The following is an 18382-nucleotide window of genomic DNA, read 5'->3' as shown; positions in this document are numbered from 1 at the left end:
CTGCGTCGTGTGGAGCGCGAGGTCCTCCCCCTCGCAAGGTCAGTAACAGCTTTTAATGAAACGATTTTCCCTTTCTTTTCAATCCCAACATACGGAGTAGTCTCATGAAACTCGACTTTATCGACCTTGGCAAGCTGTCGATCAGCAAGACCAATATGCGCTACAGCAGACAAGCACCGGACGTGTCGGACATTCTGCCGACGATCCGCAAGCGCGGCGTCCTACAGACCTTGCTGGTCAAGCCCGCCAACGACGAAGGCCGCTTCGGCATCGTCGCGGGAAGCCGCCGCTTCCGCGCCGGTTCCTTGGTGGCAGACGAGAAGCGCGCGGCGGGTGAAACCGACCCCGATGCATTCATGCTGCCGTGCGGCATCCTCGAGCCCGGCGACGATGCCGCCGCCATCGAGGCGTCGATGATGGAGAACACCCGGCGCGATCCCGACGAGGTGACGATGTGGGAATCGTTCGTCCGGCTGGTGAAGGAGGGCGGCGACGTGGAGGATATTTCCGCGACGTTCGGCATCCCCGAGCTTGGCGTTCGCCGCATCCTCGCGCTCGGCAATCTGCTCCCGCGCATCCGCGATCTTTATCGCAAGGAGAAGATCGACGCGGCGACCGTCCGGCACCTGACCTTGGCGACCAAGAAGCAACAGCGCGCATGGCTGGTGCTTTATGACGACCCGGACGGCTATTGCCCTAGCGGGCGGCAGCTTCGGGCTTGGCTGTGCGGCGGTCAGGAGATCAGCACCGACAAGGCGCTGTTCGACCTTGCCGAATACAAGGGCCGCGTCATGGGCACCCTGTTCGAGAAGGAACAGTTTTTCGCGGACAGCGAAGAATTCTGGACCGCGCAGAATGCCGAAATCGAGGCGCGCAAGGAGGCGTATCTGGATGCCGGATGGCCGGATGTCGTGATCGTCCCCGAGAGCGAGCATTTCCAGTCGTGGGAATATCGCAAGGCTCCGAAGCGCAAGGGCGGGCGCGTCTATATCGATGTGCGCGCAAACGGCGAGGTGACGTTCCACGAAGGCTATGTGACCTCAAAGGAAGCGCGCCGCCTTGACGCGGGCGAGCGTATCGACACGCCCGCCAAGACGCCGCGTCCCGAGGTGACGAGCACGATGCAGACCTATATCGACCTGCATCGCCATGCCGCCGTGCGCGCGGCGCTGCTCGGCCATCCCAAGGTCGCGCTGCGCCTGATGGTCGCCCATACCATTGTAGGTTCGTACCTGTGGAGCGTGAAACCCGAGCCGCAGACCGCGCGCAATGACGAGGTTCGGGAATCGGTCGAAACCTGCAAGGGCGAAACCGACTTCGACGTGAAGCGGCGCGAGGTTTTGGCCTTGCTCAACTTCTCGCCCGAGGAACCGACCGTGACGGGCGGCAACAGCGATGAACATGGCCTTGTCGGGGTGTTCCTCGCCTTGCTCACCTTGTCCGATCATGCCGTCATGCGCGTTATCGCCGTCATTATGGGCGAAACGCTGGCGTCTGGTAGCGCCGCCGTCGAGGCGGTGGGCGGCGAAATCGGCGTCGATATGGCCCGCTACTGGCAGGCCGACGACGCCTTTTTCGAGTGCTTGCGCGATAAGGGAGGTGCTGACCCGCATCGTCGCGGAGGTCGCGGGCGAAACCGTCGCCACCGGCAACGCGGGCGAGAAGACCAAGACCTTGAAGCGCATCGTCCGCGACCATCTGGACGGCACGAACGGACGCGCCAAGGTTGAAAACTGGGTGCCGAAATGGATGGCATTCCCGCCATCCCCCTACACCGAGCGGGGCGGCGTCGGCACCGTCGAAGCGGCGGCGCTGGTCGCGGCGGCGCGCGCCGAAAACGAACCGGAGCCGACCGGCCCCGGCCCGGTCGCGGCGCTGCCTGTGCCCGCGAACGAACCGGAACGCGAGCCGGAACCGCTCGCGGCGTGAGCGATTGCGGGCGGCGGCGATCCCGCCGCCCGCCTCTTTCTTCCTTAAAATCCGGCCGCGCCGCTGCGCGGCGCGGCTGATTCCTTACCGGAGGCCGGTTGGAAGAAGCGTGTAGCGATCTTCCAGCCTCTGCCGAAGGCGGTCCAGACGGCATGTTCCGACGCCAGATGCGGCACTGACGCCGCCACACGGAACCGCCAATGGACGACGATACCGACCGGGCCGAAGCCGCGAAGCGCGGCAGCCCCTATCTCAACGCGCGGCAGGCCGCCTATTTCCTGAAAATGTCCGCGCGCACCCTGCAACGGCTGCGCGCGCGGGGCGAAGGCCCGACGCCGCGTCGCCATGCGCGCATGGTCCTTTATCATATCGACGATCTCGAAACCTGGTCGCGCCAGCGCGCCGACCGCCGCGCCGTGACCGGCGACGATGGAGCGCCGTCGTGACCCGGCGCGACACGCGCGGCGGCGACCTGCCGCTGATCGCATGGGGCGACGAGCTGCGCCGCGCGCGCTTCGCACGCCGCCGCCTCATCCGCCGAACGGGCGCGCTCGCCGCGCTGATCGGACTTGTCGGCACGACGATTGCCGTCCCGCCCGCGCCGCGCCTCATATGGAACGCGAGCGCCAGCGCGCCGATCGGCCTCTACGCCGTCGCGCCCGACGCGCCTCCGAACGCGGGCGACATGGTGATTGCATGGGTGCCGGAGAGCGCCCGCCGCCTTGCCGCGACGCGCCGCTACATCCCCATGAACGTGCCGCTGGTGAAGCGCGTCGCAGCGGTGCCGGGAGACACGGTTTGCGCGATAGGCGATGCCGTTTTCATCGACGGCCGCCGCGTCGCGGTGCGACGCGCGGCCGACCGAATGGGCCGCGCGATGCCGTGGTGGACCGGATGCCGCACCTTGCGCGGCGGCGACTATTTCCTTTTGATGGACGCCGCGCCCGCGTCGTTTGACGGGCGCTATTTCGGCATCACCGACCGGCGCGACATCATCGGCACGGCGCGGTTGCTATGGGCGTCGTGAAGGCTCTTGTCGCGCTGGCGCTCGCCGCCGCGCCGCTCCCGGCGGCGGCGCAGGGCCCCCCCGACCCGGTTGCGCGCTGGCGGCCGTGGATCGCCGAAGCGGCGGCGCGCTTCGCCCTGCCGCCTGACTGGATCGAGCGCGTCATGCGCGCCGAAAGCGCCGGACGGACACACATCGGCGGCCGTCCGATCCGCAGCCGCGTCGGCGCAATCGGCCTCATGCAGCTCATGCCCGCGACTTGGGGACAGATGCGCGCCGCCTACGGGCTCGGGCAAGATCCCGACGACCCGCGCGACAACATCATGGCAGGCGCGGCCTATCTTCGGCTCATGTATGACCGCTTCGGCTACCCCGGTCTGTTCGCCGCCTATAATGCGGGGCCGGGCCGCTACGCGGCCGTTCTGGCGGGCCGTTCGGCGCTTCCCGGCGAGACGCGCGCCTATCTCGCGGGGCTAACAGCACCGCAAGATAGGGCAGCAATCGCCGTCGCCGCGCCGTCCAATGAGGCGGCGGACGCCCCACCTCCGAGCCTCTTTCTGCTACGTTATGATGCGCCCGAAAGCCGCAAGCGCGAGCCGGATTCGGCCGCCAAAGGCGGCCTATTCATCATCCGAAAGCGTGACCAATGACGGCGCGATTTGCCTTGTTTAGCTTCATGCCAGAGCCGCCTTTTGCGGCGCTGGCGCGGGGCGCGGCAGGCGCGCTAGCGCGCTTCGCCTATGCGCCTGGCTTGGGGTGGGCGCGGGCGTTGGGGGCAGGACAGGCAGGAAAGGAGGGTGTGCAAGATAAAGGCAATGCCTCCGGGGCATTGCTAAGCGGCTGTCTGCACATCGGTTTTTCAGGAGGCTATCGCCTCCTGGGCAGAGGCCGCGCCCGCAGGCGCCGGCCATGAGCGACGACGACGAGTTCACGCCGAAGCTCGGCAAGCCCAAGGCGCGCGGCAAGGGCCGCAAATATCTCGGCGCGGTGGTCGGCACCGCAGCGCGCGCGGGCAAGAAAACCGGCGTGCGCTCGACCCGCTACGACGGCAGCCGCATCGGTCGCGGCGCGAGCATCGGCCGCATCCTGTCCAGCCGCGATCGGCTTGCCGGTTTCCGCAGCCGCCGCGCGATCGTGAAGATGAGCTATACGCACATTGCCGGCGGCGGCCTTCCCGCCGCGCGCGTCCATCTCTATTATCTCCAGCGCGGCGGCGTCAGCCGCGACGGCGGGCCGGGCCAGCTCTATTCGGCCAGTGAGGATACCGCCGACGGACGCGCGTTCCTCGATTGCTCCGCCGACGACAAGCGCCAGTTCCGTTTCATCGTGTCGGCCGAGGATGGCGACCAGTATCGCGATCTCAAGCCCCTCGTTCGCCGGCTGATGACGCAGGTCGAGCAGGATCTAGGCACCAAGCTCGATTGGGTCGCGGTCGATCACTACGACACCGGCCATCCCCATACCCATATCGTTCTGCGCGGCGTGGACGATCGCGGCCAGAATCTCCTGATCGGCCGTGAATATGTCAGTAACGGGATGCGCCAACGCGCCATCGACCTCGTGAACCTCGACCTCGGGCCACGCACCACGCTCGAAATCGAGGAGCGATTGCGTCACGACATCGGCGCCGAGCGACTGACCGCGATCGACCGCCGCATGGTGCGCGACATGGACGCCGACCGCACGCTCGGTCAGTCGATGCGCGACCCCTTTCAGCAATCGCTCCGCACCGGGCGCCTCCGCAAGCTCGAGGACATGGGGCTTGCCGAGGAGATCGGCGGCGGCCGCTGGCGGCTTGCCGAGGGGCTGGAGAAGACGCTTCGCGGCATCGGCGAGCGTGGCGACATCATCCGCACCATGCAGCGCGAAATCAGCGCGCGCGGCCGCGAGGGCGGCGAGCAGACAATCTACGACGCGACCGACCCGCAGGCCGCGCCGGTCATCGGCCGCGTCATCGCGCGCGGTCTCGCCGACGAGCTGAACGACCGGCACTATCTCTTGGTCGATGGGATCGACGGGCGCAGCCATTACATCGACTTGGGCTACGGGGATGCCGTAGGGCCGACACCGCAAGGCTCGATCGTGCAGATTGCGCCGTCGCGCGGCGACGTTCGCGCAGTCGATCGCACCGTGGCCGAGATCGCCGCCGCTAATGACGGCAGCTATTCGACCGACCTCCACCTACGCCATGACCCGTCCGCCACCGAGCGATTTGCGGAGGCGCATGTCCGCCGCCTGGAGGCCATCCAGCGCGTGACCGGCGGCACCGAACGCCGGCCGGATGGAACATGGACCATCGCCGCCGATCATCTCGACCGCGTGGCGGCCTACGAGGCGCGCATCGCGCGCGACAAGCCCGTTGTCGTCGAAGCCGTCTCGCCGATGCCGCTCGACCGGCTCGCGGGCGCCGACGCCGCGACCTGGCTCGACCGCCGCCTTGCCGGCGATGAAGCGGCGCCCGCTCGCGATGCCGGGTTCGGCCGCGAGCTACGCCAGGCGGAAACGCAGCGCCGCCAATGGCTGATCGCCGAAGGGCTTGCCGACGAACATGACGGGACGGTGCGGCTGCGCGCCAATACGCTTGCCGTACTCCAGCGGCGCGAGTTGCTGCGCATCGCGGGCGAACTCTCCGGCGAGCTGGAACGGCCCTTTGCCGAGGCGAAGCAGGGCGAGCGCATCCAAGGCACGCTGCGCCGCCGAGTCGATATGACGAGCGGGCGCTTCGCGCTGGTCGAACGCGCCCGCGACTTCACGCTCGTCCCGTGGCGTGACGTACTGGAACGGCATGTCGGCAAGAATGTCTCGGGCGTCATGCGCGAAAGCGGCATCAACTGGACGTTCGGACGCCAGCGGAGCGGGCCGAGCATTTCGTGATCGGTCAGGCACGAGTCCCCAACGGATTTTGGCAGCTCGTGCATCTAGGGTATTGCGAAGGCCGCATTGCGGGCGTGGAAGGTGACGGGGTGACATCTCGGAATTGGCAGTTGGCTCATGGACAGGGTTGCTCGGCAGCCCGCTCCTTGGCGCGCGCCAATGCCGTCCGCGCGAACCCTTTCAGCCGAATTAGCAACGGGCGCCGACTTACGGGCGGTCAGGCTTGAACGCCTGACCTGCGCCGAACTCGTGCGCGGACGCCGATCGCGAGACCGGCTCCAAACTCGTCCGATCGCTATTCTATTTTGCTGGATAATCCTCATGGTGAATGTAACCCGCTCGATCGACATCGAGCGCGCACGTCCAACACGCTTCCCGCGCTTCGAGATTCACGCCGACCGCTGCCCGCAAGCCTTCGCGCGAGTCGTCGACCTACTCGCCGCGCGCTCGCTTCTTCCCTCCGAGTTGCACGCGCGCCAGAGCTGCACCGGGCTTTGGATCGGTCTCCATCTCGACATCGACCGCCACGCGGCCGAGCGCCTCGCCGCGAAGCTCCGCGCGATCGTGTCGGTTGATGTCGTGATTTTAATTCATGCCCCGACGCCCCCTGTCGAGGCCGGCGCGACCGGGGGAGACGCACCCGACCTCTGCGCTTCGCGATGTCAGACCGATCCGGCCGAGAGGCGCGCGCATCAAAGCGCCGAATGAGCTATGATCGGAAAAAAATATGCGGCGCACGAACGAAAAATCGTCTGCCGTGCATCATAGTTCCGAATAGGGGCGTTGAAGGCGCGAAGCGTGAACGGCACAGACCGGCACAGAGTAACGGCATGGGTGGGAAGCGAAATTCTTCCCCACGAAGCCGACGTGCGCGCCTGGCTTTGCCGCACACTCAATCCCGACGACCTCGAAGACATCATTCAGGAAACTTATGCCCAGATCGCGGGGCTCGAGAATGTCTGCCACATCCGCAACCCGCGCGCCTATTTCTTCACCGCGGCGCGCACCTTTGCCCTGATGCGGTTGCGGCGCGCACGCGTCGTGAACATAGAATCGGTAACGGAAATCGACGCGCTGAGCATCTTAGAGGAGGAACCATCGCCCGAACGCATCGTCGCCGGGCGTCGGGAACTGGCGCGGGTGCGTCGATTGATCGAGGGGTTGCCGGAGCGGTGGCGAAGGGTCGTCGAGCTGCGAAAGATCGAAGGGCTCTCGCAGCGCGAAGCGGCCGAAGCGATGGGCGTGCCGGAACATACGGTCGATAACGACCTGCGCAAAGGGCTGAAAGCGATACTCAAGGCGATCGCAGAGGGGGACCGGATCGCGGAACGGAAATTGGATGGACTGGAACGAGATGAGCGAGCGCGAAACACCCCAAGCGATACATGACAGTGCCGTCGCATGGGTCGTTCGCCTCGATCGGTCGGGCGACGATCCGCAGGCGCGCGCCGAGCTGGACGCTTGGCTTGCCGGCGACAAGCGGCGACAGGGGGCGTTCTTCCGCGCGCAGGCGGCATGGAGGATGCTCGACCGCGCCAGCGCCTTGCGGGGCGGTCAACGGAATGAAGGGCCGCAGGATGTTGATCGCAGCGCATGGCTGTCGCGCCGCAAAGTGCTATGGGGCGGTGGCATGGCAGCCGCGAGCGTCGCGGCGATCGTGTCCGGCGTCGCCTTGTGGCCGCGATCGGCGACGCAGATCGCGGGCGAACGGATCGAAACGGCGCTCGGCGAGATACGCCGGGTGCCGCTGAGCGACGGGTCGCTCGCCGCCGTGAACACACAAACCAAGCTTGCCGTGCGGATCGAACCCGAGGTGCGCCACATCGCGCTCGATCAAGGCGAGGCGTGGTTTCAGGTTGCCAAGGATCGTGCGCGTCCGTTCATCGTCGAGGCCGGGGAAGCGCGTGTGAAGGCGGTCGGCACGGCCTTTTCCGTTCGCAGAACCGACGACGGCGCGGACGTTCAAGTCACTGAAGGCGTGGTTGAGGTTTGGAAGGTAGGCGACGAGGGGAATGTTCGTCGCGTTTCCGCCGGTGCGCGCACATTTGTCAGCGATGCAACCGGGCCGGCTCCGGTAGTTGAAGCGAGTATAGAGATCGACCGCACGCTTGCCTGGCGCAATGGCCAGCTCATTTTCGATGGCGATACGCTTGGCGAGGCGGCCGCCGAATTCAATCGCTACAACCGGGTCAAGGTCGAGGTCGCCGATCCCGCACTTGCGGGCGAGAAAATGATTGGTCGCTTCCGCACAAACGAACCCGATGCGTTCGCTCGGGCGGCCGCTGGGCTGCTCGGCGCGAGGGTCGACATCTCCGCCGATCGGATCGTCCTGTCACGAATCTGAAAAAAATTGTTAGGGCTGCAACGAAAAACGCGCCGCCGTGCATCGTTAGTCCATGAGCCCAATAAGGGGCGTTCAGGGGGGTATGACATGGCCTATCGGGATATGCGTGGAGCGTTAGGGATTTCGGTCGCGGTTTGTGCGATTGCGGTTTCCGGCCCGGCCTGGGCGCAATCGAAGCAATTCGATGTGCCGACGCAGTCCGCAGCGACGGGCATACCCGAGCTTGCGCGGCAGGCGGATATTCAGATCTTGGTCAGTGAGCGCGCGGTTCGCGGAAAGACCACGAAAGCTGTCCGTGGCGCCATGACGGTTGAACAAGCGCTGCGCCGCTTGATCGCGGGCACCGGCCTCAGAATCATTTCGAGTGATGGCCGAACATTTACGTTGGCGGCTTCTGATGGTGCTGACGCGGCGACCAGAAGTGATACGGCCTCGTCATATGAGGATGACAGCGGTGAAATTATTGTTACCGCACAGAAGCGCGACCAGAGACTCCAAGACGTGCCGATCAGCGTCACTGTGTTGTCCGGCAGAACTCTGGACAGGTCCACGTCCGAAGGTGTTCGAGATGCCTTGACGGCAGTACCAAGCGTCGCTGTCTTCACCGACTATCTGGGAAGCGGTACGAACACAACTATTCGTGGCGTAAGCGCGGCATTTCCGCACTTTGCGGGCTCAAGTCCAGTGGCCTATTATTTGGATAGTGTGCCATTTGGTCTGGTGACGAGCGCATTCAGTCCGGACTCGAATGCATATGACCTGGATCGAGTCGAGGTCCTTCGCGGCCCCCAGGGAACGCTATACGGTTCGAGCGCTCTAAATGGCGTGGTGCGCGTGCTCACCCAGGAAGCTGATCTCAACAATTACGAGGTCAAGGCACGGGGTCTCGTTTCCGGCACCTATAGAGGTGGCGCTAACTACCGTGCGGACGGTGCTATCAACGTGCCACTGATAGAGGGCAAATTGGCGCTGCGGGGCGTCATTGGCTATCAGAATAACAGTGGCTGGATCGACCAGCCCAACAACAAAGATGCCAACGAGAACGAGACTCAAACCTACCGCTTTAAGCTCAATGCGCAGCCGACCGACCGCCTCTCGATCGGCGCATTCACGTGGATATCACGCTACGATGCAGGCGCACCATCGTTTGGATACACGAACTATAAAATGTCTTCGGTCTTGGACCAAGCGGTAAAGACAGACTACGACGCTTATGGACTAAATATCGCCTACGACTTTCCCGGCTTCACCGTATCGAGTGCGACAAGCTACTTAAACTACTACAATATTGGCCATCTCGGTCTAGACGTGCCGGGCTTTGGCGCTTCTGACACCGACTACATCTCGTTTGTCGAGTCGGACATTTTTTCGCAAGAGGTAAACATTCATTCCTCGACCGATGGCAACTGGCGTTGGTCCATCGGCGGAATCTATCGCAAAGGCCGCGACAAGAGCGGACTTATCTTTACTGGAGTCCTGGCTGCTATACCCTTTCCCTCCGGAACCAACACTTCAGAATCCTATGCTTTTTATGGTGAACTGACTCGACTGTTCTTTGATCGGCGACTCGAACTAACCATTGGAGCAAGGCATTTTCACGACACTGAAACCGCTACGAGTCGAGATAGCTCAGTTCAATTTCCGCCTGGCAGGAGTGTCGCGAAAGCCAATACGCCTCGTGCTGTTCTGACTTGGCATGCGACAGACAGGCATATGCTGTACGCGTCATATGGCCAAGGGTTCAGAAGCGGTTATCCGAACAACGGCAGTCTTCTCGCCTTATATCCGGATTTCCCACCTCTTCGCCCCGACCGCCTATACAATTACGAAATCGGAGCAAAAGGGGATTTCTGGAATAATCGTCTCGGCTACGACTTCGCGGTCTACTATACAAAGTGGAAGGACATCCAACAGCAACTAACCCTTCCCCACCCAGAATCGCCGGCCGGCGTAAACGCGCTATACAATTCTGGAACCGCGAGCGGGAAGGGATTCGATCTCTCTATTTTTGCGAAGCCCATCGATGGCCTCACACTCAATGCCAGTTTCAGCTGGAACGACCTGTCCTTCGACTCGGATGTTCTGTCCGCTGGGGAAGTGCTTTTCGCCAAGGGTGCTCGACCGAGTGGGTCGCCTAGCACGACGGCGAGTGGGTCCGCCGAATATCAGTTCCCGCTCGGCGAGAGCGGATACAAAGGTACATTCTCGGCCTCGGTGAGCTACACATCGAAGATCACCTACCGTGGCATTTTTGCAGGAGCCGCCGCCCTCACGGATTTGGGCGCGAGCGACGAAATGACGGTCGCGAAAGCGAGCTTCACCATCGATGCGCCGCAAAATTGGTCAGCCACCTTATTCGTGGACAACATCAATAACTGGGATGGCATCGCCGCAAGAACCTTCGTCGGCATCGATGATTGGAATGCGCGAGTGCGACCGCGGACGATCGGTTTGCAAGTCGCCTACCGATACTGAGTGAGGGGCGGCCTGATTGATTGTCTGTCGACAGCTGCCGCGCCGTGCCGGGCGTAAGGCGTGCGCGTGAACTAAGGGATTAGAGAATGACAAGCGAGATCATCGAATACCGTCCGGCTGTTTTTCAAGCCGAGAGCCACATTCAGACGGATATGGATACGGCCTGGCGGAAACTGTTGGATTACGAGGCGTGGAATCCGACGTTCGCGGGAGCCACCGTGACGCGAGTAGAGGGGGAACCACAGGCGGAGGGCGAGTCCGTCCGCATCACAAAAACCTATCACGATCCCAAGTCCCCCCCTTTTCCTCCGTTCTATGCCGACACGGTGAAGCTGATCCCGGGCCGTCGCGTTGTGTGGTACTGCTATCCCGAGCGCGGCGAGGAATATCATGCGCAGGCCGACGCCTTCCGAAACTTCGTCGATTTTTCCCTATCGGAAGATGGGGTGGGTGTTCGCTTCAACATCAACTACTTTGCGCAGTTTCGCCTGACGGGGGCCGCCCTTTCGCAAGAACTGGGGGTATTCCAGAACGGTTTGCACGAGCTGGCATCGGCGTTTCGCGATTTCTGCGAACGAGAAACCGCGTGAACAGTACGCAGCTGACGGAGGCTCACCCGCTCATCAACGGGAAGGCGGTTCAATCGACGGGAAGTGAGAAGATCGAGGTCGTTAATCCCTCCGATGGAAGCACGCTATTCGAGTTGCCCTCAGGCACTCCCGCTGACGTCGATCATGCCGTATCTTCAGCCCGAGTTGCATTCGACCGCGGGCACTGGTCGGCTGGACCACCATCCTTTCGCCGGCAATGTCTTCAGCGCTTTGCAGAGCTGATCGAGTGCGAAAGCGCAGATCTCGACGCTCTTGACGCTTGCGAAATGGGCAAACCGATCAGCACGGCAGCATTCAATGCCGCTGGTGCTGGCGCGCTGATGCGGTTCAACGCGGAGTTGATCGACAAGATTACCGGCGATGTCTACAATAGCGATCCGGATACTTTCATTCTACAGCGCCTTGTTCCACGTGGTGTGGTCGCCGCTGTCGTCCCCTGGAATTTCCCGACGTTCAACGCGGTACTGAAGATCGCGCCAGCTTTGGCGGGGGGCAATTGTGTTGTGCTCAAGCCATCGGAGCTGGCTTCTCGGTCAGCTATTCGGCTTGGGCAACTGGCATTGCAATCGGGTATTCCCGAAGGTGTCCTGAATGTCGTGCCAGGCGCGGGTGAAACCGTGGGGTCCGCCCTTGGTCTTCACTCTGACGTCGATATGATCGCGTTCACGGGATCGAGTGATGTCGGCAAGCTGATGCTGGAGTATTCCGGACGCTCGAATATGAAGGTCGTGCAAGCCGAGTGCGGCGGGAAGTCACCCCACATCGTGTTCGACGATGGCCTCGATCTTGATGAAGTCAGCGCAGCGATCGCAGGTCATCTGCTGACCAATCAAGGTCAGATTTGCAGCGTAGGTTCACGACTTCTAGTCCAGCGCACGATCGAGAGAACGCTAGTCGATAAGATTGCAGCCCGGATGGGCGACGTCGTTGTCGGAGATGCACTAGTGCCGCAGACAACCTTCGGTCCCGTGGCGTCTGCCAAGCAGCTTGAACGCGTAATGCGCTTTATTGCCACGGCGCGCGAGGATGGAGCAGAACTCGTAATCGGCGGCGTTCGCATCAATGAGGAGAGCGGCGGCTTCTTTGTTGCTCCAACACTCTTTCGGAACGTGCCACCCGTGGCGCGCATTGCGCAGCAGGAAATCTTCGGACCGGTTCTGTCCGTCATTCCGTTTGATACTGTGGACGAGGCCATCTCGATCGCGAACGGGACGGTCTTCGGTCTCGCAGCGTATGTCTGGACCACGAAGCTCTCCACCGGAATGAGGTTGGCCAACGCCGTCCGGTCCATGGTGCTGGTCAACGCTGCCGCGCCCCATACCGAAGGCGCCGGACACGCAGTTTCTTATGAGCCGAGCGGCCAGTCGGGATTGGGCGTGGAGGGCGGATTGACCGGTATGACGTCGTACATGCGCCGTCAGCTGGTCTGGTTCAATCATTCCTAAGGGCTCGTCCATGCCGACGCACAGATACCGGCGATACTTGCTCATATTGCTTACCGTAAATCTAGGGTTCGCGTTCCTGGACCGCGTGGCCCTTGGCATGTTGCTGCAAGACATAAAGGTTGACCTGGATCTCAGCGATACGCAGCTTGGAGTGCTAAGTGGGATCGCTTTCGCGCTCTTCTACGCAGTCATGGGCATTCCGCTTGCACGCTGGGCGGACACCGGTAATCGCGTGACCCTCCTGACGCTAACGACAGGCTTGTGGAGTCTGGCAGTCGGACTTTGCGGCGTTGCCAGCTCGTTCGTCCAATTGATCTTCATTCGTGTTGGTGTCGCAGTGGGCGAAGCAGGGGCATTTCCTGTCGGGATCTCGATGATTGCCGACTACTTCAATCGAGCCGAGCGGCCGCGTGCGATGGCAATCTACACGCTGGGTGGTCCGCTTGCGCTTGTCGGAGGCTACCTGCTGGCAGGTGTGCTGAACGAACTCGTTGGCTGGCGCACTACATTTATGCTGATGGGCGCCCCAGGGCTGCTTATCGCGGCCTTGGCTTGGCTCACGCTAAAAGAGCCGCGAGCCAGTGAATCCCCAGCCGCCCGCGGGGCATCTTTGAACGCTGACCAGCGCTCCGGGGCGGATGTGCTCCCCACAGTCCCTCAGGAACAGATTCCAAGTTTGCGGATGGTGCTCAAAGTGCTGGCCTCCAACCGGACGTTCCGGTGGCTCTTGCTATACATCTCCATCGCCTTCTTCTTCGTGTACGGGAATCTGCAGTGGCTGCCCAGCTACTTCATGCGAAGCTGGTCCTTCTCGAGCGGTGAGGTTGGTCTCTGGTTCGCCCTGATTTTTGGCGCTGTAGGCCTGTTCGCAACCTGGCTCGGCGGCGAGCTCGCTACTCGTTTTGCGCCCTGCAACGAGCGGCTTCAATTGTTGACCGTCTCCTTTGTGATGATCGCCTGCGGACTTCTGTCGACTCTCGTATTCGCCTCGTCACACATACCTGTTGTTCTCGTCGCGCTCACCGGCGTGAGCCTTGCAATAAATGTCAGTTCTGGACCGATTTATGCGATTATCCAGTCGTTAGTGCCCGAGCGCATGCGCGCCGTCAGCATGGCGCTGGTAATGCTCTTCGCCAACCTCGTCGGAATGGGGCTTGGGCCTCTGGCTACGGGCGCCTTGAGTGATCTGTATGGTGAATGGGCCGGCGCCGAGTCTTTGCGCTACGCGCTGCTGACCATGTCTCCCGGTTACATCGTAGCAGCCTGGTTCGCGTGGCGAGCGAGTCGAACTGTCGCGGAGGATTTGACCGCGGTCGATGACAAGCCAGTGCTGTCGGCTGAATCTCAGATTCCCAAAGCAAGCGCGGTCTAGGCAGCGTGCGCAAGCTATTCATTTCCGCCGACATGGAAGGGTGTCCGGCACTTGCCGCGCCGCAGGGATTGATGCCGGATCGATGGGCATGGGAGTGGAACGACGCACGCCGGTGGATGACAGCGGATGTCGCGGCGGCGGCGGAAACTGCGCTTGCCGTCGGTTATGGCGAGGTTATCGTGTCGGACGGGCACGGGCACGCGCATAACATCCTGCCGGACCAACTCCCCTCCAATGTGCGACTGGTACGTTCGTGGCCTCGACCCCTCATGCAAATGCAAGGCGTCGAGAGTCCGGATATCGTTGCCTGCGCGTTCATCGGGTATCACGCCGGATCGCATGTCCAAGATTCCATACTCGCTCACACCTACAGCGGGGCTGCCCTGCGAGGGGTGAGGCTGAATGGAGAGCCCTGCTCGGAGGGCTACCTCAACGCAGCACTGGCTGGCGAATTCCACAAACCGGTAATATTCGTCGCCGGAGACCAGCATGTCGCTAAGGACGCGCAGCGATACGCGCCTCAAGCGGGGGCGTTTATCACCAAAGAGTCGATTGGGTGGCGATCCGAGATGTCTCTTCCACCGGCTCAGGTTCGTGCTGAAATGCAGCAGGCATTGCGGGAGGCTCTGCGCAATCCGTTACCAGAACCGTTCGTAATTGACGGGCCTCTATACCTTGAACTTGAAATGACCAGCCAGCCGGCCGCTGAGATGCTGTCATATTTGCGTGAGGTCGAACGTCGAGGTGCCTTTGGAATAGCTGCGGAATTCACAAACATGACGTCGCTCATGCGCTTCCTATCCTTCGTCATTCTCTATTCCCCAAACGGGGTTCCGGCAATCTGATGTTCTCGGGACATCATCCTTTTCTCTATCACTTGGATGGATCATGCCGATTGTAATGAGCTGGGAGGAATGGGCGAGCCGCGACACAATTGCACTCGCCGAGCTTGTGCGCGCGGGACAAGTTTCGCCGCAGGAACTCGCGGAACAAGCCCGCGCTGGCATAGAGCGCGTGAACGAGATCTTGAATGCCGTCATCGAGATATTCGACGACGTCGTAGCAGACCCTTCGAAGGATGGGCTGAATGCCCAAGGTATATTCGCCGGTGCGCCTTATCTCATGAAAGACATCGGTCCAGCTCTCAAAGGGCGTAAGCAGGAAATGGGCAGTTTGCTCATGAAGGGCTACGTCACGCCCGAAGACAGCTTTCTCACGAAGAAGATACGCAGCGCTGGCCTGAACATCATAGGGCGCACCACGACGCCCGAATTCGCCGTGTGCGGTTCTGCGGAAAATCCGCGGATATATATTTCTTCAAATCCTTGGAATGTGACCTACACCACTGGAGGTTCCTCTTCCGGAAGTGCGGCGATCATCGCGAGTGGTGCTGTACCGCTGGCGCACGCAAGCGATGGCGGCGGATCGATCCGAGGGCCAGCCGGAATCAATGGAAATATCGGCTTGAAGCCGTCGAGAGGTGTGCTTTCGGCTGCACCAGAGGGGTCCGATCTCACCAACGTCATGGCCGTCCAAGGGTGCAACAGTCGGTCCGTTCGTGACACCGCGGCGTTCTTTGATGCGTGTCGCGGGGGTGCGCCCGGCGAGTTCATGCCTTACTGGCAGCCACCGGAGCCATATTCTGACCTGATCAGGCGCGATCCCCCGAAATTGAAGATCGCGCTATCACACCAGTGGGGCGACTATCGGGCAATTCCACATTTTATTGATGAGCTTCAGAAGGCGGGGAGGCTATTCCAAGAGCTTGGCCATGATGTCGAGTGGAAAACCCCCGATGTAGACTTCCGGAAGGGCTATGCTGCCCAGACGACATGCTACATCACCCATGTCGCGGCATCGCTTGATCGCCTGATAGCGCTCAACGATTCGAAAAACCGAATCCTTCACGATTTGGAGCCGATGAACGCGAAAATCTGGGAAGCAGGCATCGACCGACCTTATTTTGATCGTGCGCAGATGCAGATCACTTTCAATCAGCTTTCCCGCGCCTTCGGTGCTTTCTTTCAGGATTGGGACATTCTGCTCACGCCGGTCATGGCATTGCCCACACACAAATTGGGTGCGCGCGAATACCTGACGCTGAATGAGAGCGACGAACCGGAAGTTTGGTTCGATCGGCTTTGGAGCCTCTATCCTTATACCGCTCTTGCCAACATCTGCGGCCTGCCCGGCATCTCACTGCCCATGGCGTTGCAGCAAAATGGGTTGCCACTCGGTATCCACGCGATGTCAGGACAGGCGAATGACGGCTTGCTGTTGCAATTGGCCGCACAGGTCGAACGCGCGCTTGATGGTAGATGGAACCTTGGCCGGCTTCCTGCGGTCCACGTGACCATGCCCGTATCGTAACCCTCTAGCTGACGTCGAGCTACGCCGGCGCCAGCGGAGAATTGAGGAGCCCGAGATGAGCACGACATTGTTGCCACATGAGATCGTAGATCGCCAGCTGAAGGCTTATAATGCCCGCGACATTGACCTGTTCTGCAGCCACTATGCTCCAGATGCTGCCCTTTACAATCTTAATACCGGTGAGCCAATTGCTCGCGGACTCGATGCGATAAGAACTCGCTACATCGAGCGCTTCCGCAGCCCGGATCTTCGTTGTGTCATCGAAAGCCGAATCCAACTTGCCAACCTCGTCGTCGATCATGAGAGCGTGGAGGGCATCAGCGAAGAACGCCAGGAGGTGGTCGCGATCTACGAGGTGACTGACCACATGATCGGATCAGTTCGCTTCCTCTGGCCATCACCCAAACCAGAATGACGTGCATGGAGATATACGGCCGGCCTGCTCACTCCGTCGGCCAGCATGCTTTGCGCGCCGGTATTGGCCGTGCGAATGCAGCGTCTGGTTCACAACTGTCGGAGGCACAGGGAAGGGCAAAGCAATTCAGCTATCGTTGCCAACAGATATTACTGGCGGCAACCCTGACTACGGCCGGAATTTCGGCAAGCCCTGCGATGGGCCTTGGCCAGAGTCCCGTCACGGCTGCCAACCACACGTTGCGCACGGTTGCAGGAGACGGCGACACCACAGGTCGTTCGCAGGAAGTCGATCCCAAGCCGGAAGCGACCAAGTCGATGCCGTCAGCTAGTGAGCAACTGGCACAAGATCTGCCCCGATTTTTCCCCGGAATCACGAGCAAGGACATTCAAGCATACATTCGCGATGGGGGAAATTATGAACCCTCGCCGCTGCTTCAGCGAGAATTAGGAACCCCCGCAGGCGTCCTTACCAAACACAGCATTGAAAGAAGCACGATCTTTCCGGGTTCAAAGCACGATTATTGGGTCTACGTCCCCAAGCAGTATCGCGGTGATAAGCCAGTGTGCGTGATGGTCTTTCTCGACGGTGAGAGCTTTCTAAAGACAATGCCACCGCTGCTGGACAACTTGATTCAAGAAGGTTCGTTGCCGCCAGTGATCGGGATATTCACCAATTCGGGAGTGGCGGGTCCGGGCTATCCGATCTACGGCGGCAAGGGGAATCGCGCGGTCGAGTACGACATGGTCAATGGCCGGCTCGCGAGTTTTCTCGACAATGAGATACTCTCGAAGGTGCGGGGTCAATACAACATAAGCAACAAAGCCGGCTGTCACGGCATTCTGGGGTTAAGCTCAGGCGGCTCTGCCGCTTTCGGCGTGGGATGGCACCGCCCTGATCTCTTCGGCAGGGTCGTAAGTATAGTTGGCAGCTTCGTGAACATAGCGGGCGCAGACGCTTGGCCGTCGATGGTTCGTCGAGCCGAGCGTAAGCCGCTTCGCGTCTGGATGCAGAGCGGTTCCAAGGATCTCGATACGGTTTTTGGTAATTGGCCACTTGCCAATCAGCAGATGGCGTCTGCCCTTGCCTATCGCGAATATGACTTTGTCTTTGAATTCGGCGAGGGTGGGCACAACCTGCGACATTTTCTATCCGAAGCGGACGATGTTCTCCGCTGGCTTTGGCGCGATGTGCCCGCCGACGTGAGACTGCCTAACCGCCCCTGACGGGAGAAAGATTTTGCGGCAATTCTTAGCCAGAATTTTCTTCGCGCCCGCGGTTAGCTCGCCGCAAGCTACTCTCGCTCTCGACCAGGAGTGCCTACGTGGCTGACCGAGCGCTGATGGTGCCACCAAATCATTCGCCATAGCTGAGCCCAATGTCATCTAGCACCTTCGACCTATTCAAAATCGGCGTCGGTCCGTCGAGCTCGCACACGATGGGGCCGATGGCCGGTGTTGAAGTGATCGACCGCCACCCAGTCGAGCTTCGTGCCCAAGTCCTCCTCCATGTCGGTCATCAGCCGCCGCACCAGCGGCTTC

18 protein-coding genes are annotated in these 18382 nt (G+C 61.3%); all 18 read left to right on the top strand.

Translation table 11 applies throughout. The features are described 5' to 3' along the window. Window positions 1-104: 104 nt before the first annotated feature. Window positions 105-1730: a ParB/RepB/Spo0J family partition protein gene (locus tag DFR51_RS00080; RefSeq protein WP_338068275.1), complete on the top strand. Its 1626-nt coding sequence runs from the start codon at window positions 105-107 to the stop codon at window positions 1728-1730. Then, complete coding sequence (locus DFR51_RS19545) at window positions 1675-1929, top strand: hypothetical protein (protein ID WP_338068274.1); 255 nt, start codon at window positions 1675-1677, stop codon at window positions 1927-1929. Before DFR51_RS00080 ends, DFR51_RS19545 begins: the two co-directional genes overlap by 56 nt. A gap of 200 nt (window positions 1930-2129) precedes the next feature. Next, window positions 2130-2375, top strand: a complete 246-nt coding sequence (locus DFR51_RS00075) for a helix-turn-helix transcriptional regulator (RefSeq protein ID WP_121047039.1) — start codon at window positions 2130-2132, stop codon at window positions 2373-2375. Continuing rightward, a complete protein-coding gene (locus DFR51_RS00070) occupies window positions 2372-2956 on the top strand; it encodes a S26 family signal peptidase (protein WP_121047038.1) in 585 nt (194 codons plus the stop codon). The genes DFR51_RS00075 and DFR51_RS00070 overlap by 4 nt, the downstream gene beginning before the upstream one ends. Further along, window positions 2944-3585, top strand: a complete 642-nt coding sequence (locus DFR51_RS00065) for a lytic transglycosylase domain-containing protein (RefSeq protein ID WP_121047037.1) — start codon at window positions 2944-2946, stop codon at window positions 3583-3585. The genes DFR51_RS00070 and DFR51_RS00065 overlap by 13 nt, the downstream gene beginning before the upstream one ends. Before the next feature lie 259 nt (window positions 3586-3844). Next, a complete protein-coding gene (rlxS, locus tag DFR51_RS00060) occupies window positions 3845-5809 on the top strand; it encodes a relaxase/mobilization nuclease RlxS (RefSeq protein ID WP_121047036.1) in 1965 nt (654 codons plus the stop codon). A gap of 321 nt (window positions 5810-6130) precedes the next feature. Beyond that, the gene (locus tag DFR51_RS00055; RefSeq protein ID WP_121047035.1) at window positions 6131-6517 is read left to right on the top strand and encodes a hypothetical protein; all 387 of its coding nucleotides are present in this window, start codon (window positions 6131-6133) and stop codon (window positions 6515-6517) included. Between the two features lie 90 nt (window positions 6518-6607). Then, window positions 6608-7198, top strand: a complete 591-nt coding sequence (locus DFR51_RS00050; protein ID WP_121047040.1) for an RNA polymerase sigma factor — start codon at window positions 6608-6610, stop codon at window positions 7196-7198. After that, complete coding sequence (locus DFR51_RS00045) at window positions 7149-8153, top strand: FecR family protein (RefSeq protein WP_243445428.1); 1005 nt, start codon at window positions 7149-7151, stop codon at window positions 8151-8153. Before DFR51_RS00050 ends, DFR51_RS00045 begins: the two co-directional genes overlap by 50 nt. An 87-nt stretch (window positions 8154-8240) precedes the next feature. Then, window positions 8241-10628, top strand: a complete 2388-nt coding sequence (locus tag DFR51_RS00040; RefSeq protein ID WP_121047033.1) for a TonB-dependent receptor — start codon at window positions 8241-8243, stop codon at window positions 10626-10628. A gap of 86 nt (window positions 10629-10714) precedes the next feature. Continuing rightward, window positions 10715-11218 carry an SRPBCC family protein gene (locus tag DFR51_RS18895; RefSeq protein WP_160119231.1) on the top strand — a complete coding sequence of 168 codons (504 nt, stop codon included), beginning with the start codon at window positions 10715-10717 and terminating at the stop codon, window positions 11216-11218. Further along, window positions 11215-12684: an aldehyde dehydrogenase family protein gene (locus tag DFR51_RS00035; RefSeq protein WP_160119232.1), complete on the top strand. Its 1470-nt coding sequence runs from the start codon at window positions 11215-11217 to the stop codon at window positions 12682-12684. Before DFR51_RS18895 ends, DFR51_RS00035 begins: the two co-directional genes overlap by 4 nt. A 10-nt stretch (window positions 12685-12694) precedes the next feature. Continuing rightward, window positions 12695-14056, top strand: a complete 1362-nt coding sequence (locus tag DFR51_RS00030) for a spinster family MFS transporter (RefSeq protein ID WP_121047031.1) — start codon at window positions 12695-12697, stop codon at window positions 14054-14056. Window positions 14057-14061: 5 nt separating this feature from the next. Continuing rightward, window positions 14062-14901 carry a M55 family metallopeptidase gene (locus tag DFR51_RS00025; protein ID WP_121047030.1) on the top strand — a complete coding sequence of 280 codons (840 nt, stop codon included), beginning with the start codon at window positions 14062-14064 and terminating at the stop codon, window positions 14899-14901. Window positions 14902-14944: 43 nt separating this feature from the next. Then, on the top strand, window positions 14945-16426 hold the full coding sequence (locus tag DFR51_RS00020; protein WP_121047029.1) for an amidase: 1482 nt from the start codon (window positions 14945-14947) through the stop codon (window positions 16424-16426). 55 nt (window positions 16427-16481) lie between these two features. Continuing rightward, entirely contained in the window at window positions 16482-16841 is a 360-nt protein-coding gene (locus tag DFR51_RS00015) for a nuclear transport factor 2 family protein (protein WP_121047028.1), read from the top strand. 5 nt (window positions 16842-16846) lie between these two features. Then, window positions 16847-18067: an alpha/beta hydrolase gene (locus DFR51_RS00010; RefSeq protein WP_160119233.1), complete on the top strand. Its 1221-nt coding sequence runs from the start codon at window positions 16847-16849 to the stop codon at window positions 18065-18067. Window positions 18068-18219: 152 nt separating this feature from the next. After that, the coding region (locus DFR51_RS19560; protein WP_147423387.1) for a serine dehydratase beta chain at window positions 18220-18382 on the top strand (163 nt) is incomplete at its 3' end.

Origin of the sequence: Sphingosinicella microcystinivorans, from assembly GCF_003634215.1 — a bacterium.
In the GTDB taxonomy this organism is placed as follows: Bacteria; Pseudomonadota; Alphaproteobacteria; order Sphingomonadales; family Sphingomonadaceae; genus Sphingosinicella; species Sphingosinicella microcystinivorans.
Note: the sequence above shows the minus strand (reverse complement) of the source record. Positions and strands in the feature narration are given on the sequence as shown.

Coding starts and splice junctions, on each gene's coding strand:
- DFR51_RS00080 (WP_338068275.1), top strand. CDS start 105: ATGAAACTCGACTTTATCGACCTTGGCAAGCTGTCGATCAGCAAGACC.
- DFR51_RS00075 (WP_121047039.1), top strand. CDS start 2,130: ATGGACGACGATACCGACCGGGCCGAAGCCGCGAAGCGCGGCAGCCCC.
- DFR51_RS00065 (WP_121047037.1), top strand. CDS start 2,944: ATGGGCGTCGTGAAGGCTCTTGTCGCGCTGGCGCTCGCCGCCGCGCCG.
- rlxS (WP_121047036.1), top strand. CDS start 3,845: ATGAGCGACGACGACGAGTTCACGCCGAAGCTCGGCAAGCCCAAGGCG.
- DFR51_RS00055 (WP_121047035.1), top strand. CDS start 6,131: ATGGTGAATGTAACCCGCTCGATCGACATCGAGCGCGCACGTCCAACA.
- DFR51_RS00045 (WP_243445428.1), top strand. CDS start 7,149: ATGGACTGGAACGAGATGAGCGAGCGCGAAACACCCCAAGCGATACAT.
- DFR51_RS00040 (WP_121047033.1), top strand. CDS start 8,241: ATGGCCTATCGGGATATGCGTGGAGCGTTAGGGATTTCGGTCGCGGTT.
- DFR51_RS18895 (WP_160119231.1), top strand. CDS start 10,715: ATGACAAGCGAGATCATCGAATACCGTCCGGCTGTTTTTCAAGCCGAG.
- DFR51_RS00030 (WP_121047031.1), top strand. CDS start 12,695: ATGCCGACGCACAGATACCGGCGATACTTGCTCATATTGCTTACCGTA.
- DFR51_RS00020 (WP_121047029.1), top strand. CDS start 14,945: ATGCCGATTGTAATGAGCTGGGAGGAATGGGCGAGCCGCGACACAATT.
- DFR51_RS00015 (WP_121047028.1), top strand. CDS start 16,482: ATGAGCACGACATTGTTGCCACATGAGATCGTAGATCGCCAGCTGAAG.
- DFR51_RS00010 (WP_160119233.1), top strand. CDS start 16,847: ATGGAGATATACGGCCGGCCTGCTCACTCCGTCGGCCAGCATGCTTTG.